At 38.2% G+C, this 22310-nt stretch carries 18 protein-coding genes; 16 read left to right on the top strand and 2 right to left on the bottom strand.

Going from position 1 to position 22310, the window contains the following annotated elements; genetic code table 11:
* Positions 1-2: 2 nt before the first annotated feature.
* Genes ispG through ACYVHJ_RS21125 form a run of 4 tightly spaced genes read left to right on the top strand, consistent with a single transcriptional unit; the run spans position 3 to position 3528 of the window.
* Entirely contained in the window at positions 3-1994 is a 1992-nt protein-coding gene (gene ispG, locus ACYVHJ_RS21110) for a (E)-4-hydroxy-3-methylbut-2-enyl-diphosphate synthase (RefSeq protein ID WP_339901268.1), read from the top strand.
* Positions 1995-2024: 30 nt separating this feature from the next.
* Positions 2025-2213, top strand: coding sequence for a DUF6728 family protein (locus ACYVHJ_RS21115; protein ID WP_014020336.1), 189 nt, complete (start codon positions 2025-2027; stop codon positions 2211-2213).
* On the top strand, positions 2213-2563 hold the full coding sequence (locus ACYVHJ_RS21120) for an MmcQ/YjbR family DNA-binding protein (RefSeq protein WP_339901270.1): 351 nt from the start codon (positions 2213-2215) through the stop codon (positions 2561-2563). The genes ACYVHJ_RS21115 and ACYVHJ_RS21120 overlap by 1 nt, the downstream gene beginning before the upstream one ends.
* Positions 2560-3528, top strand: a complete 969-nt coding sequence (locus tag ACYVHJ_RS21125; RefSeq protein ID WP_460518955.1) for an ABC transporter ATP-binding protein — start codon at positions 2560-2562, stop codon at positions 3526-3528. Before ACYVHJ_RS21120 ends, ACYVHJ_RS21125 begins: the two co-directional genes overlap by 4 nt.
* Before the next feature lie 14 nt (positions 3529-3542).
* Here ACYVHJ_RS21125 and ACYVHJ_RS21130 read toward each other — a convergent pair whose 3' ends face one another.
* Positions 3543-4040 (bottom strand): FKBP-type peptidyl-prolyl cis-trans isomerase, encoded by a 498-nt coding sequence (locus tag ACYVHJ_RS21130; protein ID WP_303614868.1) that lies wholly within the window; start codon positions 4038-4040, stop codon positions 3543-3545.
* Between the two features lie 209 nt (positions 4041-4249).
* Here ACYVHJ_RS21130 and rhaM point away from each other — a divergent pair, with 209 nt between their 5' ends.
* From rhaM to ACYVHJ_RS21185, 11 genes are all read left to right on the top strand, one after another.
* Positions 4250-4564 carry an L-rhamnose mutarotase gene (gene rhaM, locus ACYVHJ_RS21135; protein WP_460518959.1) on the top strand — a complete coding sequence of 105 codons (315 nt, stop codon included), beginning with the start codon at positions 4250-4252 and terminating at the stop codon, positions 4562-4564.
* 21 nt (positions 4565-4585) lie between these two features.
* The gene (locus tag ACYVHJ_RS21140) at positions 4586-7396 is read left to right on the top strand and encodes a glycosyl hydrolase family 2 protein (RefSeq protein ID WP_460518962.1); all 2811 of its coding nucleotides are present in this window, start codon (positions 4586-4588) and stop codon (positions 7394-7396) included.
* Between the two features lie 113 nt (positions 7397-7509).
* Positions 7510-8559, top strand: a complete 1050-nt coding sequence (locus ACYVHJ_RS21145; RefSeq protein WP_339901280.1) for a GntR family transcriptional regulator — start codon at positions 7510-7512, stop codon at positions 8557-8559.
* A gap of 126 nt (positions 8560-8685) precedes the next feature.
* The gene (locus ACYVHJ_RS21150) at positions 8686-10074 is read left to right on the top strand and encodes a purine-cytosine permease family protein (protein ID WP_460518965.1); all 1389 of its coding nucleotides are present in this window, start codon (positions 8686-8688) and stop codon (positions 10072-10074) included.
* Complete coding sequence (locus ACYVHJ_RS21155) at positions 10071-10256, top strand: hypothetical protein (RefSeq protein ID WP_339901283.1); 186 nt, start codon at positions 10071-10073, stop codon at positions 10254-10256. The genes ACYVHJ_RS21150 and ACYVHJ_RS21155 overlap by 4 nt, the downstream gene beginning before the upstream one ends.
* A 205-nt stretch (positions 10257-10461) precedes the next feature.
* On the top strand, positions 10462-14430 hold the full coding sequence (locus ACYVHJ_RS21160; protein ID WP_460518968.1) for a hypothetical protein: 3969 nt from the start codon (positions 10462-10464) through the stop codon (positions 14428-14430).
* Between the two features lie 261 nt (positions 14431-14691).
* Positions 14692-15294 carry an RNA polymerase sigma factor gene (locus tag ACYVHJ_RS21165; RefSeq protein WP_014020346.1) on the top strand — a complete coding sequence of 201 codons (603 nt, stop codon included), beginning with the start codon at positions 14692-14694 and terminating at the stop codon, positions 15292-15294.
* Positions 15269-15502 carry a hypothetical protein gene (locus tag ACYVHJ_RS21170; protein ID WP_339901287.1) on the top strand — a complete coding sequence of 78 codons (234 nt, stop codon included), beginning with the start codon at positions 15269-15271 and terminating at the stop codon, positions 15500-15502. The genes ACYVHJ_RS21165 and ACYVHJ_RS21170 overlap by 26 nt, the downstream gene beginning before the upstream one ends.
* A gap of 461 nt (positions 15503-15963) precedes the next feature.
* Positions 15964-16653 (top strand): endonuclease III domain-containing protein, encoded by a 690-nt coding sequence (nth, locus tag ACYVHJ_RS21175; RefSeq protein ID WP_460518973.1) that lies wholly within the window; start codon positions 15964-15966, stop codon positions 16651-16653.
* Positions 16653-18458, top strand: a complete 1806-nt coding sequence (gene asnB / locus ACYVHJ_RS21180; RefSeq protein WP_460518976.1) for an asparagine synthetase B family protein — start codon at positions 16653-16655, stop codon at positions 18456-18458. Before nth ends, asnB begins: the two co-directional genes overlap by 1 nt.
* A complete protein-coding gene (locus ACYVHJ_RS21185) occupies positions 18455-19630 on the top strand; it encodes a glycosyltransferase family 4 protein (protein ID WP_460518979.1) in 1176 nt (391 codons plus the stop codon). Before asnB ends, ACYVHJ_RS21185 begins: the two co-directional genes overlap by 4 nt.
* 86 nt (positions 19631-19716) lie before the next feature.
* Here ACYVHJ_RS21185 and gldB read toward each other — a convergent pair whose 3' ends face one another.
* On the bottom strand, positions 19717-20724 hold the full coding sequence (gene gldB / locus ACYVHJ_RS21190) for a gliding motility lipoprotein GldB (RefSeq protein WP_460518982.1): 1008 nt from the start codon (positions 20722-20724) through the stop codon (positions 19717-19719).
* Between the two features lie 341 nt (positions 20725-21065).
* Between gldB and ACYVHJ_RS21195 the strand changes: the two genes are divergently transcribed.
* Positions 21066-22007 carry a fasciclin domain-containing protein gene (locus tag ACYVHJ_RS21195; protein ID WP_460518985.1) on the top strand — a complete coding sequence of 314 codons (942 nt, stop codon included), beginning with the start codon at positions 21066-21068 and terminating at the stop codon, positions 22005-22007.
* The last annotated feature ends 303 nt before the right edge of the window (positions 22008-22310 follow it).

Below are 22310 nucleotides of genomic sequence, written 5' to 3' on the forward strand. Positions count from 1 at the left end.
TTATGGAATTGAAAACATTCACAGAGAATCAGCAGTATTGCAATAGTCTAACGAATTATTCCAGAAGGAAAACCATTCCGGTAAGGATTGGAGACATAACCATTGGTGGAGACAATCCCATAGTCGTGCAATCAATGACAACGGTAGATACTATGGATACCCAAGGGTCTATTGAACAATGCATCCGCATGATTGATAGTGGCTGTGAGCTGGTAAGGATTACAGCTCCCAGTATCAAAGAAGCGGAAAACCTGCAGGCAATCAAAGATGGCCTAAGGGATAGGGGATACAATACACCCCTGGTGGCTGATATCCATTTTACACCTAATGCCGCGGAAGTAGCTGCTCGAATAGTAGAAAAGGTAAGGGTAAATCCCGGTAATTACGCGGACAAAAAGAAATTTGAAGTTTTAGAATATACCGATGCTTCCTACCAGGCAGAACTGGAAAGGATCAGGGAAAGATTTCTCCCATTGGTCAATATTTGTAAAGCCCATGGTACGGCCATGAGAATAGGTACCAACCACGGTTCTCTTTCTGATCGAATAATGAGCAGGTATGGCGATACCCCTCTGGGAATGGTGGAATCTGCCCTAGAGTTTTTGAGAATCTGTGAGGCTGAGAATTACCATGATATTGTAATTTCTATGAAATCATCGAATACGCAAGTGATGGTTCAGGCCTATAGACTTTTGGTAAATAAATTGGATGAAGGAGGATTTAAACCTTATCCGCTTCACCTTGGCGTAACAGAAGCCGGCGATGGAGAAGATGGAAGAGTCAAATCTGCCGTTGGTATAGGTGCCTTATTGGAAGATGGGCTTGGAGATACAGTTAGGGTTTCCTTAACAGAAGATCCAGAGTTTGAGTCTCCTGTGGTGAAAACCCTAATAAACAGGTATGCCAATAGAACTGAAGCCTCAAGAATTAAACCCATCAGCAATTATCCCATTGATCCTTTCGCTTATAATAAAAGAGGAGCTGTAGAAGTGGGCAATTTTGGTGGAGGAAATGTGCCGCGGGTCATAACAGATATCTCTACTGTTGGAATAGCTGTACCGAAAGACCTGAAATGTGTGGGGCACTTTTACCTTCCGGAATTGGATAAGTGGAAAATGAATGACCAGGGATGTGATTATATTTTTTCCGGGAGCAACCCGGTTCCTTTTATGCTCCCTAACGGGCTAAAAGAAATTTTGGCTTATGATACCTGGAGCAATCAAGAGGATCAAAAAAACAAGCTCCCTGCCATCGATTTAAATCATTTGAAAGAAAAGGCTGCACTGCATGCGTCTTTAAATTTTTTGTTTGTTTCATCAGACAATATAGAAGAAGCAATTCCATATTTAAACAATGAACTACCTCTGGTCATTGTTTTGTTCTCCAATAGTGAACATCAAATGCAAGCAATAAGGAGAGCTTTTGTATCACTTATTGAGGCGAAAATCAATTTACCTGTGGTTCCCAAGGTGAGTTATTCCGAGAAAGATGCAGAAAAAACCATGTTGTTTTCTGCTACAGATGTTGGCGGATTGCTTATTGATGGGCTTGGAGATGGGATGCTGATTGGTTTAGATCAGTTGCAGCTTCAAGAGAAAGAAGAAAAACTGGCACAAGTCAAACTTCATAACTCCGTTAGCTTTGGTGTTTTACAGGCAGCACGGACCAGGATGTCAAAGACAGAGTATATTTCCTGTCCTTCATGTGGAAGGACGCTATTTGATCTTCAGGAGACCACTGCCTTGATAAGAAAGAGAACAGATCACCTTAAAGGGGTGAAAATCGGGATAATGGGATGCATTGTAAATGGACCCGGAGAAATGGCAGATGCAGACTATGGTTACGTAGGGTCAGGAAAAGGGAAAATTACACTTTATAAAGGCAAAGAAGTAATGAAGCGCTCTGTACCTTCCGAGAATGCTGTAGATGAACTAATAGACATTATTAAAGAAGACGGGCAGTGGATAGAGCCTGAAACTGCAGATCATGAATAGATCCTTCAATTAAATTTGAATCAAAATATTATGGCTAGCAAATTAAAAGAGTTCTTTCAGTTGGGTGAAGTAGGTGAGTATTTTATTCGCGTATTTAAAAAGCCTGACCCAAATAAGAAGACTAATTTCAACCTTAGAATGATGCATGGCATCAATAAGATATCAATTTTGGTTTTCCTTGCCGCATTGGTCTATTGGATCATTAAAAGATTGGCTTGATGGACATTCAAACCTTTAGGGAGTATTGTTTGAAAAAACCCGGAGTGACCGAGGATACCCCTTTTGACAACAATACCCTCTGCTTCAGGGTGGGGAATAAAATTTTTGCATTGTTGGATATTGATAAATTTGAAAGTGTCAACCTAAAATGTGATCCTGAAAAAGCCATAATGCTTAGGGAATCCCACGAAGGGATAATACCGGGTTATCATATGAATAAAAAACATTGGAATACAGTTTCCTGCGATGGTAAAGTAACCGCGCAATTGATTTTGGAACTGGTAGACCATTCTTATAGTCTGGTATTCTCTAGTTTGCCTAAGAAACTGAAAGAAGAAATTAACGGATGAGTTATCTAAAAATTGAAGGCTTGACAAAAATTTTTGATGGTCAAGTTAAAGCCTTGGATAGCTTGTCTTTAACCATTAATAAAGGGGAGCGTTGGTCAATCATTGGGTCTAGTGGTAGCGGAAAAAGTACCTTACTCAAACTCATCGCCGGAATGGAAGTTCAGGATGAGGGACAAGTTTATTTAGAAGAGGAGAAAATACTTAACCCGGAGCAAAAATTAGTTGCCGGTTATGATGAACTCCAACTCGTCAAGCAGGACAATGGATTGTTCCCTTTGTCTACTGTTGCTGAAAATATAAGCAGACCCTTGTTGCAATATGATAAAGCATATGCCAAAGAAAGGCTTGAGACCTTGTTGCAGGTGTTTGGTTTAGAAGAGAAAAGAGACAGCTATCCCAGGCAATTGTCCGGAGGACAGCAGCAAAAAGTAGCCATCGCCAGGGCTTTAAGTTTAGAACCCCAGGTGTTGCTTTTGGATGAACCTTTTAGCTCTTTGGACAGCTTACAAAAGAGAGGCCTACTTGATGAGCTGAATTTAATTTTTAAGGAATTGGAAATCACTGTGGTTATGGTTACCCATGATATCCAAGATGCCCTATTGCTTACAGAGCATGTATGTGTACTCTCCGAGGGCAAATTATTGCGACAAGGAAGCGTAAAAGATATCTACAAAAACCCTGAAACGGCTTATGTCGCAGGTTTTTTCGGACCATTAAATCAGCTTCCCGGAAAATCCAAACATTATCTAAGACCCTCTTCCATAAAGCCTTCTCCTTCGGCAGGGGCCTTAAAAGGTAATGTATTGCTAAGAAGGTACTTTCCTGAATATGATTTACTGACCGTGCAAGTGGCCGAAGGGCAATCACCTTGGCAATTGATTTGCTACGAAAGAGATGTGTCGGAAGGTGAGACAATATATATGAACTGGGAAGATGAGGATGTTTTAACTTTGAAAGAAAAGTAAGATTCCAAGGTGAATTAAACCCTGAAACCTTCTTCTTTTTCTTTTTCCGTTGCTTCTCGGATAGCAAAAACCTCACCCTCAAAATGAAGATTCATACCTGTAAGGGGATGGTTGAAATCCAAAAGCACTTCTTCACCCAAATCCTTTACCACCTTTGCTTGCATCGGGTAACCATCTTCATCAATCAAGGGCAAGAAATTACCTTCTTGAAGCATCTCCTCTTCAAATCCCCTCTCTTGGTTGAACTGTGATTTTGGCACAGAAACGATAAGCTCATCATCCGGCTTACCATAAGCTTCTTCAACTGACAAAGTAAAGTTAAACTGGTCACCCTCAACCTTATCGGCTAAGTTTTTCTCAAAAGTTTTAGGTAGGCCACTATCTCCAACTAAGAAATAAAAAGGGTCGTCCTTGTCCCTCACTTCCACACTAAAAGGCAGAGAGTCGGCTTGTTCATTGGTTACTTTTAATTCGTAGGTTAAACCTACCACTACATTCTCTTCGATTTTCATACATCTATTTTAAGCTGACAAAGTTAATCTTAATTGATTGGAATTAAAAAATATAAAAGGAACACCCTGATAGTACAGGAAAGTTTATTCAATTGTTTTCTTTACTTTGAGCATCAAAGCAAAATTTAGCCTCAGCAATGGGTGCTATTTTAATCAAAAGTAAAATAAGATAGACATAGCAGTCAAAGAAAAATATATATTTATCAGTTATGATTTCTGTAGCATTTACCATGAAATTATTGCCCGGGAATGAGGCAGTCTATGAAAAACGGCACAATGAAATATGGCCGGAATTGGCTGAGTTATTAAGAAAAGCAGGCATTCTCGAATACCATATTTTTCTTGACAAAGCCACCGGGACGCTTTTCGCTTTCCAAAATCTAACGGAGGAAAATCAAACCAACAGCTTGGCCAAGGAAGCCATAATGAAAAAATGGTGGGCATTTATGGGAGATATTATGGAAACCAACCCGGATCAATCACCCAAAGTCAATCGACTTGAAAAAGTGTTCAGTCTTAAATAAAAAGCCTTTAACTGTAAATTGATGTTTGTTCTGATTGAAAAATATGCAAGTGCAAGGTTGATGTTATTCCTTTTTGTATTCTTAGGGAGTTTGACAGCCTGCAAAAAAGATAGGGTTCAGTCAATCGATCAGGCTATTGGACATTGGCCTAAGGAGACTGCTGCCTCCAAGCCTTGGGCCAGGTGGTGGTGGATGGGAAGTGCTGTGGATGAGGACAACCTAAATTATTTGCTTGGTGAATACAGTAAAGTAGGCATAGGAGGTTTAGAAATTGCTCCAATCTATGGAGCCAAAGGCTTTGAAGACAAGTTTTTAGATTACCTTTCTCCACAGTGGATTGAAATGCTCCATTATACCATTAAGAAGGCGGACAGTTTGGGGCTAGAAATAGATTTGACTCAAGGAACAGGTTGGCCATTTGGTGGGAAAATGGTTAGCCCGGAAATGGCTGCAAAAAAAATGCTGGTTCAACAATATTCCTATTCAGCCGGCAATGGGGTAGGAGGTCCAATATTGATAGATGAGGAAAAAGCGAAAGGGGAATTACATTATTTACATACCCTAATGGCTTTTCAGGATGGAGGGGAGGTCCAAAATATTACGAAATATGTAGGAAAAGACGGTAGGCTAACTTGGGATGAAAAAGGTGACTGGAAGCTGATTGCGATTTTTGAGAGCCAAACCGGTCAGAAAGTAAAAAGGGCAGCTCCTGGAGGAGAAGGCTACACTTTAGACCATTTTTCAGAAAAGGCAGTAAGGCAGTACTTGAGCCATTTTGATACCGCTTTTTCAGGGAATTTTCCTGGGATCAGGGCCTTTTACAATGATAGTTTTGAAGTATATGGGTCCGATTTTACCGAGGATTTTTTTAATTTTTTTCAAGACAGAAGAGGTTATGACCTCAGAAATTATTTAGATCAACTCAATACTGAAGAAGGGTATCGTTTAAAATCTGATTATAGAGAAACCATCAGCGATATGCTGTTGGAAAACTTTACGGGGCAATGGTCTTCTTGGGCAAAGAAGCATGGCAAACAAACCAAAAACCAAGCCCATGGTTCCCCAGGCAATCTTTTGGATCTTTATGCCGCTGTTTCTATTCCCGAAGGAGAGACCTTTGGCTCAAGCTATTTCCCAATCCCCGGAATCAGGAGAGATAGTTCAGATATTCGGAATGTGGATCCCGATCCCATCATGTTAAAATTTGCTTCTTCAGCCGCTCATTTAAAGGGGAATAACCTGGTGTCTACAGAGACTTTTACCTGGTTGGGTGAGCATTTTAAATCTTCCTTTTCCCAAGCAAAGCCGGAGTTAGAGCAAGCATTTCTTGCAGGGATCAATCACATTTTTTATCATGGAATCACCTATTCACCTGAGGAGGTAAATTTTCCCGGTTGGTTGTTTTATGCCTCATTAAATTTAAATACCCACAACAGTTTATGGCCCCATCTTAAAGGGTTTAATGGCTATGTTCAACGGGTGCAGTCCGTATTGCAGGCAGGAAAACCGGACAATGAGCTGTTAGTATATTGGCCGGTTTACGATGTCTGGGCAGACCCTGAGGGGCTAGGAAAAACGCTTACTGTACACGGAATTGATGAATGGTTGCACCCGACTCCTTTTTATAAGGCCTCCAAGTCTTTGATGGAGGTGGGTTATGGTGTAGATTTTATTTCCGACGCCCTATTGAAAACTTTGCAGGTAGCAGGCAATTCCCTCAAAGGTTCTAATGAGGAATTTCAGTCTTCAGCCATTATTGTCCCCAAAACCAAGTTTATGCCCTTGGCCACACTAAAAAAATTAATGTCCCTAGCTGAAGAGGGAGCTCAAGTAGTCTTTCAGGAAAAGCCCTTGGATGTTCCGGGCTTTTATAAGTACGCCTCAAGGAGGCAAACCTTAGATAGCCTTTGGCAGCAGATCAATTTTAAGCCATTTGAAAGTGGAGAAGTTGCAAGTTATGGTAAAGGAACTGTGCTGATGTCTTCGGAACTATCCTCAGCGCTAGCTTTTTTGAAAATCAATCGAGAAAAGTTAACAGATCTAGGGTTAAAGTTTCTCCGAAGGAAATTGGGAGAGGGCAAATATTATTATCTGGTCAATCATACTGACAAGAAAATCGAAGACTTTGTAAACTTACAAGCTGAAGGTAAGGCTGCGGTGCTAATGAGTCCTGAGCAAGGGACAATTGGACGTGCCAAAGTGAAAGAAAATGATGAAGGCAAGGTGGAAGTAGCCATTTCTCTAGCTCCGGGACAATCTATTATTGTTCATGTTGTAAATAAGGAAGCAGAGAATATACCCCTGTGGAAATATGAAACGGCAGCTCCTAAAATGATTGACATAAAAAGTGATTGGAACTTGTCTTTTAAAAGTGGAGGCCCGGTTTTACCTCCGGATTTGGAATTAGCTTCTCTCAAGCCTTGGACTGCATTGGATGGGGAGACTTACAGTGATTTTTCAGGACAGGCTGTTTACGAAAGTGAATTTACGCTCGATAAGTTTGATAAAAATGCAAAATACATTTTGAGTTTAGGGAAGGTATTGGAAAGTGCTAAAGTTTGGGTCAATGATAAAGAAGTTGGCTATGCCTTTAGTATTCCTTTTCGCTTGGATGTTAGTGAATTTGTAAAGGAGGGTGAGAATAAAATTAAAGTTGAAGTGGCAAATTTGATGGCCAACCATGTGAGGTACCTTGATAGAAATGAAATTAAATGGAGAAATTATCATGAAATTAATTTTGTGAATATAGATTATAAACCTTTTGATGCTTCCGGTTGGGAAGTAATGCCTTCAGGCTTAATAGGTCCAGTTCAGATAGAAATACATGATTAATAGCATCTTTTGTTTAAATTCTCAATTGGAAACACAAGTATTTAACTTTATTTAGTAAATTTAATGAACACCTCCTATACGGATTAATAAAGAAAGCCTAAATAACCTGACCCATGATTGAAGTGAAGCCCTTGATTCGTTTAGATGAAAATTCCAGAATTCCCAAGTATCAACAGATCGTTAATTCTATCATTGAGGATATTGAAAACCGTGCCTTAGTGGTGGGGGATAAAATTCCGTCTATCAATGAAATAAGTGAAGAGCACTATCTTTCCAGAGATACCGTTGAGAAAGCCTACAATCAGCTAAAAACAAAAAAAATCATCCTTTCAGTAAAAGGCAAAGGGTACTATGTTGCCAAAAATATTTCTACCTCGAAGGTTAGGGTTTTGTACCTATTGAATAAGCTCAGCAATTACAAACTTAAAACCTACAATTCATTTATTGACAGCATGGGAACAGATGCACAAGTTGATTTAAATATTTATCATTGTGACCCCAAGCTACTGAAGAACATTCTTACCGAAAATTTAGGTGCTTATGATTATTATGTTTTGATGCCTCATTTCAAGGATACTCAAAACAGTCATTATAACTTAGATGAAGAAGTGATGAAATGTGTAAAGGAAATCCCTTCTGACAAGTTGATTATCATGGACAATCAGATTCCTGAGTTGGGAGAAAGCGTAGCTTCAATTTACCAAGATTTTAAAAATGACATCTACAATGCATTGATCGAAGGAGTGTTTCAACTTCAGCAGTATGAGAAGTTGATGCTCGTTTACCCCAATGATATACTGTATCCCTACCCTAAAGAAATATTAAAAGGATTCAAACAATTTTGTAAGGATTTTGAATTTGATTATGAAATATTGGACAAAGTTTACCCTGAGATGGAACTTCGACCTAAGGATGCCTTTATAGTTATTGAAGAAAATGATTTGGTCAATTTAGTAAAACAGGTTAGAGAGCAGCTTTATGAACCCGGGAAAGAAATTGGCATCATTTCCTACAATGATACTCCATTAAAAGAACTTTTGGGAATAACCGTGATCTCTACAGATTTCAGGCTGATGGGAGAGACCGCAGCCTATATGATCAAGAAAAACAAAAAAGAATCGGTTAAAAATGTTTTTAAGTTCATCAATAGAGGGTCCATTTAAAGTTACCATTTGATAAAAACGAAAACAGGAATACTTTACAAGTCTTAATAAACCTATAAATTATCGGTATTAGCTCAGCTTCTTAGGGCTTACAGCCTACAGGAAGTGTCATGATTATCTATTTCTATGGAAAAAAATAAAAGTTTGGTGGACCGTCTCAATGCGGTTAATGAATATGAACAAGAACCCATTCCCGGCAATAAGCTAAAAGGCTGGAGGAGTTTTTTAGGAACTTATGCAGGAGAGCATACTGCCGGAACAGAATTTGTAATAGGGCCATTATTTGTTGCGCATGGTGCAAGTGCCATAGACTTGGTAACCGGACTTTTGCTTGGAAATATTTTAGCAGTATTAAGTTGGGCTTTTTTGACGGCCAAGATTGCGGTAAAAACAAGAGTAACGCTATACTATTTGTTGGAGAAGATTGCTGGGAAAAAGTTTACCTTGATTTATAACTTGGTCAATGCAGGTCTTTTCTGCTTTTTGGCCGGGTCTATGATTGCTGTAGCAGCTACAGCTGTTGGTATTCCTTTTGACATGGCCATGCCACAGTTGACTGATGTATTGCCCAATAGTTTGGGTTGGGTGGTGACGGTATTTGTGGTAGGAGCCATTACCACCTTGATCGCCATGTTTGGCTTTGATCAGGTTTCTAAATTTGCAATGGTAGCGGCTCCATGGATGATCATGATATTTATTGCTGCTGCTTTGGCTGTATTGCCTCGCTTAGGAGTGACAGAGGTAAGCTCTTTTTGGTCTGTTGCAGAAAGCACCATTTGGACAGGAGTCCCTTTGGAAGGTCAAAGTAAATTTGGGTTTTGGCATATTTTATTCTTTGCTTGGTTTTGTAACATGGCCATGCACATAGGTATGGCCGATTTGTCTTTACTCAGGTATGCCAAGAAGTGGCAACAAGGTTTTTCTTCTGCCACCGGAGTTTTTTTAGGGCATTTTATTGCTTGGATTGCTTCTGGAATATTGTACTCCCTCTTCTTAATAGAATCCAAGGGAAGCCTAACCTTTGCTCCGGGGCCCATTGCCTACAGTGCAGTTGGTGTGGCAGGGGCAATATGCGTTGTCATTGCAGGCTGGACAACCGCCAACCCAACACTATATAGAGCAGGCTTGGCCATTCAATCGATCAACCCCAAATGGAAGACTTGGAAAGTAACACTATTTGTGGGTTTGTTCACGACCATAGCTGCTTGTTTCCCTGCTTTGGTTATGCGATTGCTAGAATTCGTGGCATTGTATGGCTTAATTTTAATGCCGGTAGGGGCAGTAATATTTATAGATGTTTACATGCTTGAAAGAGTAGGATTGAAAGCTAATTATGCTGAGTTCAAAGGAATATCGCTTAATTGGGCTGTAGCATTGACTTGGATTATTACTTTGTCCTTATGTTTACTGTTGAACCTCGTTTTTGGTATTGAAATCTTCTTTTTAGGTCTTCCAGGCTGGTTTATAGCCGTGTTAGTATACCTTGTGGCAAGTAAAATGAATCAAAAGAAATGAAACTATTATTGAAAATTATTTCCTTTATAGGCTTAGGCTTGAGTATTGTACCGGCCATTCTAGTATTTGGTGGACATATGGAGCCTGATACTTGCAAAAACCTTATGTTTTTGGGTACCGTTTTATGGTTTCTAACCTCACCCTCTTGGATGATTAAAAGAGGGGTTGCCAAAGAAGAATGATAGTTTTGAAAGGTATTTTGAAATATTGAGTTTAAAAATAGTTGTTTGTGTAAAATTTAGTAGTATTAATTTTGATTTTTACAGAATTAAAGTTTTGATCTTAAGGGGGATTGATTAAATTGGTTAATATTTTATAAATAATTAACCAACACCTCTTTCAGTGAAATTCAGGGATTTACGCGTTTGGATTTTCATCTTTGGCATCATGCTTTTAATAGGTGCCTATTTATACCAGCATTCTCAAACGAATCAAAATCAGTTGGAGTCGCAAGGTATAAAAGCCATTTACCTGGTCAAGCAAAATTTTTTAGATTCCTTCTATAATTACCATGTTCAATTGGAAGGTTATTTTAAAAGGAATTTTTATGCCTGGGCAGCAAAAGATGGGCAAAAGGCTGCCACTCCTATGGTGGAAATGTTTGATAAAGCCCCAAAGTTTGGAGTTGAAAAAATTCATAATTTCAAAGCAAACGAAAGACCGGAGCCACAAATTTTTGCCAACGATGGAATCGCTCTTATTCATAAAGACACCTCTTACCGGGTAAAAGTCAAAGGGTTTAGGTTTTTTCTAAACGAAAAAACAAAGTATGGAAACCTCCCAAAACTGGATTTCGACTTATTGAGAAGGAATATCGAAGAAAAACTTCCAAACACCCTTTCTCAAGAGACTTTTTCAGGTAGAGCATTTGAAGTAGACCATTCAGTTTCCATCAACGATTTGATGGCTGGGAATGTACAGAGTTTATTTTTTGACAGGCTTTTTATTCTGGACCAATCCGGGATGGCCATATATCCAAAAGGAGTGGCAGGTTTACCAGTGGTAAATGTAGACTCATTGAGCCATAAGCAAACGGTAGGAGAGAGAGAATTGGCCTTGCAAATTTCAGGCAATGATTATAAGGCATTTATCTCCCCTGCAATGATAGGGAACCAGGTTTTCTTTTTGCTTGGAGCCAAAGAAAAATCTAGGTTTGAGCGTGTGGCGCTTAAAATTAATTTCAAGGTTTTGAGTGCCTTTATCACACTTTTGACCTTAATATTTGTTTCAATTCCGGTCATTAGTATTTTTAATTTAGGCGATGGAGATGTATTGACTAAGAAAAGAGTCATGGGCCTGGGGCTTTCATTGATCTTGGTGATGGTGATTTCAGGTTTCTTTTTCTTTTCCCTTTTTCAAAACTATGAAAATGAATACGCCTCAGAAAACAATCTTCACAATGTGAAGTCCGCCTTCCATTTGGAAGTACAACAATTGATCGATGAACTTGAGATTTTTAAAAAGGTAATCGATAAAAAAGAGGAAGATAATCAAGCGTCGGAGATTGAAATTTCCAAGGACCAGGAAATAAATGAATTTCTGAAATTTGACTTGGAAGGAAACATTCTCAAAATGTTGCTTCCAAAGATGGATACTTCAAAAAATAATATTGATTTTGGAATTTTCCCCTTTGTGTCAATTGCCAACAGGGATTATGTCCAAGTACTAAAGTCGGTAGAAGCGGAAAAGTATTTTATTAGTGCTCATTCTTCAAAGTCTACGGGTGATTTGGAGGGCGTAATAAGCAAAAAGAATGGAGGAAATGGATTTGCATTGACTTTTCAATTGGATTCAATAGTTCCTAAGATTAGCAAAAATCACAGGTTTTTCATTTTCAAGCCCGATGGAAAAGTATTATTGATCAGCAAAAAAGTTAATACCCCCGTCAATTATCTTCAAGATGGCATAGGACAAGAAAAGTGGCAGGAGATCAAAACATTAATAGAAAACAACAAAAATGCCGGAGATGACAAGCTGTGGAAAACCCCAATCTATGTAAACGGGCATGAGTATCAAGCCTTACTGAGTCCTATCACGTCCGATTCCTTTAATACTGAAAACTGGGTACTTTATTTGGAAGATACCAACCTGCAACATGCACTGCATAGCTTGGCATCTCTTGAGGGCATTGCAGTTTTTGTCCCTTACCTTCTGGTGTTGGTATTGCTGGGATTGCTTACGCTCGTTACGCGAAAGTCAAGTATTTATCTATCCTTTGAAGACTTTTCTTTTGGCTGGTATAGCCCTTCTCCTAGAAAGAGGTTACGGTTTTTATGGCTCAATAGTATTCTATTGCTGGATGTACTTTTGTTTATCGTCGTCTATCTTTTTCTGCCCTTAAGCATATTTAAAATCTACCTATGGTCTGCTTTGTTTGCCATACAATCGGGCACTTGTAATTTTCTTCTTCTTGCAACAATCGGAAAAGATGACGGCAAAAAAAATATCAATGCCTTTTTAGTAATGGCATGCCTGCTTTGGATAGTTTTGGCTTCAATATTGGCCTATTTTACATTTTTAAGTCATTTCGGTACCCAATACTTTATATTCACCTTGTTTTTTATTGCCCTGATTGCAGTGATGCAGATCTTGTGCTATTACCTCTATCAAACGCCTAAATTCCCTACCGTTCGCTTTAGTGAGTGGGACAGAACCAAGACCTTGTTTAAGCTGCACCGAACTTTTACCAAGTTTTGGACGAAGTTAACCGGTGCACCGGTAGACAAACGCGTATTTGCTATTAATCTTCTACTTTGGCTGATGATTGTAGGGTTTTTACCAGGGTATTTTATTCATCGACAAATATTTAACCAAGAGAAAATTGTTTGGAATTATGTGAGTGAGCTGGAGGATATCCCCGAAGAAAAAGAGGCCAATGGAGAAGATGGGCTATTGGCTGATTCTGTCAGACAAAAAAAGTTGACGAAAGATTCTATAGATATCCTTCCGCCATTTTATATGGATTTAATCAAAATTCATGAAGAGTTTAGAAGAAACAATTTTGGAAGGTTTTCCAATCAAGATGATGAATTGATTACAAATTTTATTGCCGCACCTAATCAGGCTTTGATTAAAGCGTTCAACACCAAACCCAATATTTCTTCAGGAAAGTCAAACTTATGGGATGCCATTTGTTCCAATGTCTTTTTTTTAATGGTTTTGTTTCTTGTGCTTATCTGGCTCTTTAAAATGATCATGATATTAGGGAATAAAATATATCTCATCGATTATCACTTCACCAATGCTTTTGGTTTGCTTCCCAATGGAGCAGAAAAGCAAGACAACAGCTTTGTTATTGGGGTAGATGCCGCCAAATCAAGAGATTGGATATTGCAGCAATTTGGTTGGCAACCCAAAGAAGTACTGTTGGTGAGTCTCTCAAGAGGTGAAGAGATGGAGATGCCGGAAATAAAGCCAGTACACAAAGGGGTGATTTTAGAAAATTTTCATTGCATTGAAGATACCAATACCCTATTAAGTACAATGATTGCCTTTCAGAAAAACTATGGTAGAAAGGGTTTGGGGCTATTTGTAACTTCCGGGAGGCCTCTTCAGGAGATTTTACCCAATGAAATGTCTAAACAGTCCAAGTTGTTAATAACTGAAATTTTTTCGGATTATCTCTTTCAATATGTCCCTATTGACTTTAACAATCAGAAAATTATTTTGCCATATATTGGTCCAGACTCCAAATTTATTGATGAGGAAGCCAAGGATAATTACGATGAACGCATGAGGAGTGTATTGTTCAATGATGAAAAAACACATAACCTGGCCAGAGAGATAGCCTATGGTCCCAATGCCAAGGCCATTGCTTCTCTTATCACAGAGGAAATTTCAAGAGATGATTTGGAATTACCTCTATCTCAAGAAAGGTATGAAAAATGTGTTCTGGCTATTCAGAGACACAATAAAGCCTATTTCATGAACATTTGGACGGAGTTGAGTTTAAAGGAAAGGAAAATGGTCTATAACTATGCCACGGAAGGATTTATAAATTTTTTCAATAAAGAAACCATGACCATGTTGATTCAAAAAGGAGTAATAAAAATGAATCAAGCAATGGACAGACTTGTATTGTTCTCTGAAAGTTTCAGGAATTTTGTTTGCGTGTTTATAAGTGATGAAGAAGTGGCGCGGTTTAAACAAGATGAAAGCAGATCCGGTAATGCTAAAATGATACAAGCAGCTGTTTTCAGCTTTGTTTTAATTTGTATTGCATTGATTAGCTTCTATGACCCCAATATATTGAATGAAACATCTGCGTATATTAGTGGCTTTTTAGGTTTGGTGGGTACTATATATAGTCTTTTGGCCAAAGGTTTTGGAAAAAAAGCCAGCCAAGAAAGTGAATAGTTTCTAATGGTTAATATTTTGGTACTTTAATTGTTGTTTTTTTAGAAACCACCTAATGGCGCAATAGAGTGTTTGGTTTATTTTTTAACAAAAGATATATTCTTCTGTCTTATGATTTTTATTGTGCTATTAAATATAAAAAAGTACAAAAAAATTGCGTATTCCTAAGTGATTCTATACATTTGGAAAGAAGGCAATTGATGTTTGACTATTAACTCCACAATATGGGATAAAACTCTACGTTATCTAAATATCTGTTTTATGAGTATAAGGGTAGGACCTAAAGACAGTGAATTAATTTCACAATATAGAAATGGTAGTGAGATAGCCTTTGAAAGGTTGGTTGATAAATACAAAACCAAAGTCTACACTACAATTCTGATGATAGTTAAGGAGCAAGGAGTTGCTGAAGATTTATTACAAGATGTATTTGTAAAAGTTGTTCAGACCCTCAATTCTGATCGTTACAATGAAGAGGGTAAATTTCAACCATGGTTAATGCGTATAGCACATAATTTAGCGATAGATCATTTTAGAAAAATGAAACGTTATCCCATGGTGGTAATGGAAGATGGATCAAATGTTTTTAATACTTTGCATTTTGCCGAACAGAATGTAGAGGATGTAAAAGTAAAAGATGAGACATATGCCTTGGTTAGGCAGTTGATTGAAGAATTACCTGAAAGCCAAAAGCAAGTGTTAATCATGAGGCATTACATGGATTTAAGCTTTCAGGAAATCGCTGAACAAACTGGAGTCAGTATAAATACTGCCTTGGGGAGGATGCGGTATGCTCTTATCAATTTACGGAAGAAACTCAAACAAATAAATATTGCCTATGACCAAATCTTTTACGACAAATGACCTGATAAGGTATATTTATCAGGAAATGGAGGAAGAGGAGAACGATCAATTGATGCAAATCTTGCAGGATGACCAACAGCTAATGCAAGAATACATTGTTTTGTTAAGCACCATTGAAAAATTAAACGTACTCTCCACCGAACCTTCCGAAAGCATTATTAACGCCATTAAGAAAAAGGCCCGGTCCAAAGGACTGGAGAAAGTTTAACACCAACAAACTTACTTTCCTGTCGTTTAATCAAACGACAGGATTTTTTTTGCTAGAATCCGTCACCCCTCGAGGCTTCAATTAATTGCTTAAATAATAAGAAGTTTCTGTATTTTATTTTCAGCAAGCTTAGTATATCATTTTATTTCTATAGGGGAATTTGACTAAATAAGTCAATGGAAGCCTGAAACCCTGATAAATTCAAACAGCCTGTATTATATTGATGTTATAATTAATGACAATAAATCAAACAGATAAGTTGCAGGCTGACCTGATGTATTGCTATTTTGTAGCTTGAAATGACTCGTACGATTTATTCGCAAGATAGAATTGACGTGGTGAATCCGGGTTATCTTTAATTAGTTTACTTTCTAATATTTGGGTTTTGCTGTCAAGCTGAAATCTACCCTTGTATTACACTTGAAGACAGTTGAATAGTAAGGGATAAAAAGAATTAAGTCATGTTAAAAAAAGAGCGTTACAAAGCTTTTGTCGAACATTTTTCTAAAAATATGCCTGTGGCTGAAACAGAGTTGAAGTTTGAATCAACTTTCCAACTGCTTCTTGCAGTTGTGCTCAGTGCACAGTGTACAGATAAAAGGATTAACATGGTAACACCTGCGCTTTTTAGGGATTTTCCCAGCCCTGAGCATTTGGCAACAAGTAATTTTGATGAGTTATTTCCCTATATTAAAACGGTATCTTACCCCAATAACAAAACCAAGCACCTCTTGGGATTAGGGAAAATGTTGGTTGAAGATTTTAATTCTGAAGTACCTGACACTGTAAATGAGCTTATAAAGCTTCCGGGAGTGGGACGGAAAACAGCCAATGTCATTACCAGTGTGGTATGGAACCAACCCAATATGGCAGTAGATACGCATGTATTCAGGGTTTCCAAAAGACTAGGCTTGGTAGCACAGAAAGTAAAAACCCCCTTGGAGGTAGAAAAAGATTTGATTAAGCACCTTCCAAAAGAGGTCATACATAAAGCACATCATTGGCTAATATTACATGGCAGGTATGTTTGTTTGGCCAGAAAACCCAAATGCAATGAATGCACCATCACCGCTATTTGTCGGTATTATGAGAAAAATCAGGACAAAATAGCATTCGAGGAAGGGGTCAATAAGAAAACTTCTGCCAAATAATGTGTGGCGTCCATTTGCTGGTGGATTCATCTGTTTCAGATGATGCAGCAATCACCAACATGGTGGAAAGTGGTATCCACCGAGGTCCGGATTACGCGGAGGTTATCCATATCAAAAAAGGGATATTTCTTGCTTCCAATAGGTTGAAGATTTCAGACCTGAGGGATGAGGCCAATCAGCCAATAGCCGATGAGGACCGGACAGCTTTTTTGTCATGGAATGGGTTTATTTACAATTATCAAGACCTAAAAAATCAACTCTTGGAAGAAGGCGTGGTTTTTAAAACTCGCTCGGATGGAGAGGTATTGTTTCATTGGTTGAAGCAGAAAGGGGTTAAGGGGATTTCATCCATAGAAGGAATGTTTGCCCTGGTATTTGTAGATGTTCAAAACAGCGAAATTATTTTAGCGAGAGACCCTGTGGGCATGAAATCACTGTATTATTACCAGCAGGATAATAAACTCTTGTGCTCTTCGGAAGTAAATAGCCTGTTAAAATCCGGAGTGGTGAAAAAAGAATTTGATACCGAGCAAATAGTACCTTATTGGTATTTGCGGACCTCTTTACCTTCCGCGTCATTTTTTAAAGAGATTAAGGAGTTATTGCCTGGGCAAGTTTTACAGTTTGGCTTTGATGGCCAAAGAAAAGGCACCCTAAAGCTCACCATTCAGAAGCGACTGGCAGATGAGGAAACAGCTACCGATCAATTTCTATTTAAACAGCAGCTAACCGAGGCTGTGCTTACCCATTTTACAGCTGAAGTGCCTGTAGGAATGATCTTGAGTGGAGGAGCTGATAGTTCACTTTTGTATCATATCTGGTATAGGGAAACCGGTGTTCCACTGCCTTCTTATACCATTGGTTTTGATAAGGCCAAGGGCAAAAACACAATCGATGCAAAATATGCTGCTGAACTGACCAAGACCATGGGTGGAGGGAATCAGGAAATAAAAATTGGGCCGGATTATTTTTTAGCTACTTGGGAGGAGTATATTTCTCAATTGGATCAGCCCGTCGGAGATAGTGCCAGTTATTTGACCTGGGCCATTGCCAAAGAAGCCAAGAAGAATGTGAAAGTACTGGTGAGCGGTGTAGGGGCTGATGAGCTATTTGCCGGTTATAATAGACACAAAGCTTTTAAAGCCTACCTTAAGCACCCTCAGTGGTGGCAAAATATTGCAAGCTTGCTTAAGCATTTCCCTTTATTATCGAGAAGCCGACAGAAATTCTTTAAAGGCATTCATACTGAACCTTCCCGTACTTTTATAAATTTTGCTGCACTTTATCCCGTACCTGAAGAATTGGGAATAAAGCTAAAAGAACTTTACCCTTCCTCCGAAGAGGATTTTAAAAATGCATTGACCTATGACCGAAGCCTGTATCTGGTACATGATTTGTTGAAAATTCATGACAATGCCTGCATGGCAAATGGTATTGAAGGGAGAGCTCCATTTTTAGATTGGTCCTTAATTGGCTTAAGTGATTCCATGAAAAATGAGTTTTTTTTGAATACAAAGGCCAAATCCTGGATCAAGAATACTTTGGTAGAGGAGGGCTTGGAAACCATTGCGAAAAGGGAAAAGAGAGGTTTTGGTATTCCCATACTTGAATGGTTTATTAATCATCGGGAGTTTAGAAATAAAATGAGTTCATCTGTTATCGCTTTTGAAGAAAAATATGGCAATTTTGTTTCCAATGAATGGCGACCTTTGCTAAAGCACCCTGAAAAAAACATTCATAACCATTATTTGCTTTTATTCAATGTGTTTCTACTTTCAGAGTGGACCAATTTAAACAACCAATGAGAATAATCTATATCCATCAATATTACCTTAACCCTGCACACGGTGGGGCAATAAGGTCATACCATCTTTCTCAGGGATTGTCGAAAGAAGGAATGGCGATGGAGGTGATTACTGCGCACAATAAGAAACAATACATGCTACGAAAAGATGGGGAGGTAACTGTACATTACCTCCCTGTGCCTTATTTGTCAACCTATTCTATCCGGCAAAGGGTCTTGGCTTTTTATGACTTTTTTAGACAGGCGAAAAAATTAATCAATGGATTGGCTAAACCGGATTTGTTTTATATTTCCTCTACTCCCCTGACCACAGGATGGATTGGGAGGTGGGCGAAAAAAAAATATGGAGTCCCCTATGTTTTTGAAGTGAGGGACCTTTGGCCGGAAGCCCCTATCCAAGTTTTAAAGATTAGCAATCCAATCCTAAAAAAGGTTTTGTATAAAATGGAGGCTGGAATTTATCACGAAGCAGAAAGAATTGTGGCCTTGTCTCCCGGAATCCAAAATCATATCAAAGTTTTATTTCCGGAGAAAAAGGTAGCTTTGATACCCAATTTTTCAAACAATGAATTTTTTACTCCCAATCAAAATAAATGGAATGGTAGAGATTTCGATAAGCGTCCACTAAGGATATTGTATTCAGGAGCGATAGGAAAGGTCAATGGCTTGAACACTTTTTTGGATTGGGCATATGTTGCCCAATCTCAGAGGAAGAATTGGAGGTTTGAATTAATGGGTAGCGGAAATGCACTGGGTGAATTAAAGAAGTATGTCCTGGATTTGAAATTGTCCAATGTCTTTTTTGTTCCCTTTGGAAATAAAGAAGCTGTTAAATACCAGTTGGGAAAAGCTGACTTTGCATACATCTCTTACCTTCCCATAGAAGTTTTGGAAAATAGTAGTCCCAATAAATTTTTTGATGCTTTGGCAATGGGTTTACCTGTAATCGTTAATTTTAAAGGCTGGATTTATGAACTGATCGAAAAGGAAAAAATAGGCCTTCTTCACCCAAGAGAGGATCATGAATTGTTGATTGAAAACATTGAACATTTGCAGAAAAACTTAGACCAATATTATCAAATGAGCCGAAACTCTCGGAGAATCGCTGAAACTAAATTCGATAAAATTTCTGCCCAAAAAAAGCTCCACGCTTTTTTGGATTTAAAAAATTGAAATGGCTGAACCCGAATAGGTTATAGCCAAATTTTGATTTGAAAAGCCCTGCTGTTACCCAAATTGTAATTTAGTTTAGCGGTTAATCAGGGTCTTCTTGGTTTGTAACCTGATTCTTTGAAGACCGATCTGGCATCGTCTTGTTCCATTAATTCAGGTAGCGCAATGTCATTATTGGCTTGGTAATCATCTACTATATTCCAGCCTATCCATCTTCCAATTCGACCCGGAGCATCAGGACTGATTTCGTCTGTAAATGGGGCTTCACCGGTATATTTTCTTATTTCAAAAGGGTTGGTTTCAAAGAGCAATTCATTTTCTATAAAGTGGCCCCATATCATTTCCTCATTGGCATAGCTTCCAAGTATTTCATCGGTTTCATAGCCTATAATAAACTCGTCAGCAGTACATGGCATTATGGTTTTGGTAAAATGATAAGCTTTACCATAGAAAATCATTTCTGCCAATAAGCTATTATCAGAAAGCTTTGTTTTATTAAACTGAGTGGAAATTGCCGTGACAATCATAGGCACTAGGTGAGCGCTATTGTACCTTCTTAGTATATAATTAGGTAAATCTACCGGTTGAAATTTATGGTCGTTGGGTAAAAAATAATCCAACCCGATGATTATCACTTCATCGGAGACAATAAGATCAGTTCCAAAACCACTCACGAATGTATAAATGGAGGGTATTTTGTACTCTGGATAATGGTATTTAATACCTGCAAAGGCAATTTCCAAATCCTTTTTTATTGTACTAAGGTCACCAAAATACTTTTGAACCTCCTGATACAATTCCACCATTCCGCTATCTTGGTGTATCAAGAGCAATTCCTCAGCCAGTTGCTCTTGGTTTTCAAAGCCCATATTACTAAACATGGCTTCAGAGAATTTAGGGTAAGTTTCCAAATTTTCGAGAATTTTTTCCTTGGTTATCTGCTCAAAATAAAGCCCTTCCATTCTATGGATGGTAATGGAAGTTAAGTTTTCTTGATAACCTGAAGGGATTTCACATTCTTCATCGGTTGGCTTGCAACCAATAAAAAGGGCAGAAAATAAAAGACTAGCAAATAAGAACTTGAATCGTTTCATATTTACAAAGTTAGGCATTAGCTATCAATTAATGTAACTATTCAATTATGAGCTCAAGGAAGGAAAGAGAATAAGAAATCAACTCAATGATTAAAATAACTACGGATGATTTACCCCCACCCCATACATTTCTAAAACAAACGATCTGCTTTCTCTTTTTTAATTGTTAGGAATGTGTTAAGATGGACGATTTTACATTTTTATAGCAATAATTTTTTGAGATTTGGCGAATCATTAAGTCGTTTCTGTCTAATTATTACAAAAAAAAATAAACATTATTGAATCCTATCAGTTTGGTTATAAGTGAATTAAACCAACTATAAACTAAACCGATTTTAAAAATGAATTTAGCGATTAAAGGAAATCAGAAATTATTAGGCTTGCTTTTTTCTGGAATGGTTCTTATGTCTTCTGGTTGTTCAGAAGACGATCCCATTCCTATGGAGCCGGATGATACAAACCTTGTAGAACTTGCACAAAGCGATAATCGATTTTCCTCATTGGTTGCGGCTGTTCAGAGAGCAGAGTTGACTGATGCTTTAAGTGCAGATGGGGCATTAACGGTCTTTGCCCCGACTAATCAAGCCTTCACCGATGCAGGTGTAACAGACGTGAGTGCCATTCCGGTAGATGATTTAGAAAGTATATTGATGTACCATGTTGTGCCTTCAGAGGTGCCGTCCTCAGCGGTGAGTAGTGGGAAAGTAACATCTTTAGAAGGAGCTCCATTCTACATTAGCATAGACCCCGACAGTAAAGTTTGGATCAATGGGCATGCGGAAGTGATAGAAACTGATTTAGATGCATCCAACGGAATTATTCATGTAATCAACCAAGTGATCATGAAGCCTACCATGTCTATTGCAGAAATAGCTGTCGGTTACACGCAAGAGTCAAGTCCTGAATTTACCCAGCTCGTTGGAGCCTTATCAAGGGCTAATTTGGTAAATGCAGTAAACGGTGGTATGGATGATGATTTGACCGTTTTCGCTCCCACTGATGCGGCGTTTCAACAACTCTATGACGATTTGAATGTTGATGGATTTGAGGATATTCCTTTGGAAACTTTGACAAACGTATTAATGTATCACGTAGTCCCATCCAGGGCATTTTCTCAAGACTTGAGAGACGAGGCTGAGCTTCCTACATTACTTTCAAATAATACTTTAACGGTAGACTTGGGAGAATTAAACATAGAAGAGGCCGGTCTAAATACCGATTTGCTTAATATTCATGCTACCAATGGTGTTATTCATGTTATTGATAAAGTAATGTTACCCTAATATAATATTGGATTTGGATTATTTTAAAGCTGGAACCACTAGGTTTCGGCTTTTTTTATTTTCAACAGTTAAAGTTTACTTTCCCTCGGCTTAGAATAAGCCTTTTTCAATCTTAAAATCTGATGTTTCAGTTCTTTAACTTAGAGACTGATATTTTTATTTATTATTATGCCTTTAATGCCCAAAGATTGTCCCTTAAAGCAAGGAATAATTATCTTTACAGTTGCTTTACAGTAAAAGTTATGAATAACATTAATTATTCATGTCAAAAATAGGTGTGGGTAATGTGGCGAAGCTGTATAG

It is taken from the genome of Cyclobacterium sediminis, from assembly GCF_054781075.1.

What these genes read in the sequence shown, in the direction of transcription:
- gldB (WP_460518982.1), bottom strand. Translation starts at nt 20,724, where the DNA reads ATGAAACGATTCAAGTTCTTATTTGCTAGTCTTTTATTTTCTGCCCTT.
- ACYVHJ_RS21145 (WP_339901280.1), top strand. Translation starts at nt 7,510, where the DNA reads ATGATTGAAGTGAAGCCCTTGATTCGTTTAGATGAAAATTCCAGAATT.
- ACYVHJ_RS21165 (WP_014020346.1), top strand. Translation starts at nt 14,692, where the DNA reads ATGAGTATAAGGGTAGGACCTAAAGACAGTGAATTAATTTCACAATAT.
- ACYVHJ_RS21185 (WP_460518979.1), top strand. Translation starts at nt 18,455, where the DNA reads ATGAGAATAATCTATATCCATCAATATTACCTTAACCCTGCACACGGT.
- ACYVHJ_RS21155 (WP_339901283.1), top strand. Translation starts at nt 10,071, where the DNA reads ATGAAACTATTATTGAAAATTATTTCCTTTATAGGCTTAGGCTTGAGT.
- nth (WP_460518973.1), top strand. Translation starts at nt 15,964, where the DNA reads ATGTTAAAAAAAGAGCGTTACAAAGCTTTTGTCGAACATTTTTCTAAA.
- ACYVHJ_RS21120 (WP_339901270.1), top strand. Translation starts at nt 2,213, where the DNA reads ATGGACATTCAAACCTTTAGGGAGTATTGTTTGAAAAAACCCGGAGTG.
- ACYVHJ_RS21140 (WP_460518962.1), top strand. Translation starts at nt 4,586, where the DNA reads ATGTTTGTTCTGATTGAAAAATATGCAAGTGCAAGGTTGATGTTATTC.
- ACYVHJ_RS21115 (WP_014020336.1), top strand. Translation starts at nt 2,025, where the DNA reads ATGGCTAGCAAATTAAAAGAGTTCTTTCAGTTGGGTGAAGTAGGTGAG.
- ACYVHJ_RS21130 (WP_303614868.1), bottom strand. Translation starts at nt 4,040, where the DNA reads ATGAAAATCGAAGAGAATGTAGTGGTAGGTTTAACCTACGAATTAAAA.
- asnB (WP_460518976.1), top strand. Translation starts at nt 16,653, where the DNA reads ATGTGTGGCGTCCATTTGCTGGTGGATTCATCTGTTTCAGATGATGCA.
- rhaM (WP_460518959.1), top strand. Translation starts at nt 4,250, where the DNA reads ATGATTTCTGTAGCATTTACCATGAAATTATTGCCCGGGAATGAGGCA.
- ispG (WP_339901268.1), top strand. Translation starts at nt 3, where the DNA reads ATGGAATTGAAAACATTCACAGAGAATCAGCAGTATTGCAATAGTCTA.
- ACYVHJ_RS21150 (WP_460518965.1), top strand. Translation starts at nt 8,686, where the DNA reads ATGGAAAAAAATAAAAGTTTGGTGGACCGTCTCAATGCGGTTAATGAA.
- ACYVHJ_RS21170 (WP_339901287.1), top strand. Translation starts at nt 15,269, where the DNA reads ATGACCAAATCTTTTACGACAAATGACCTGATAAGGTATATTTATCAG.
- ACYVHJ_RS21160 (WP_460518968.1), top strand. Translation starts at nt 10,462, where the DNA reads ATGCTTTTAATAGGTGCCTATTTATACCAGCATTCTCAAACGAATCAA.
- ACYVHJ_RS21195 (WP_460518985.1), top strand. Translation starts at nt 21,066, where the DNA reads ATGAATTTAGCGATTAAAGGAAATCAGAAATTATTAGGCTTGCTTTTT.
- ACYVHJ_RS21125 (WP_460518955.1), top strand. Translation starts at nt 2,560, where the DNA reads ATGAGTTATCTAAAAATTGAAGGCTTGACAAAAATTTTTGATGGTCAA.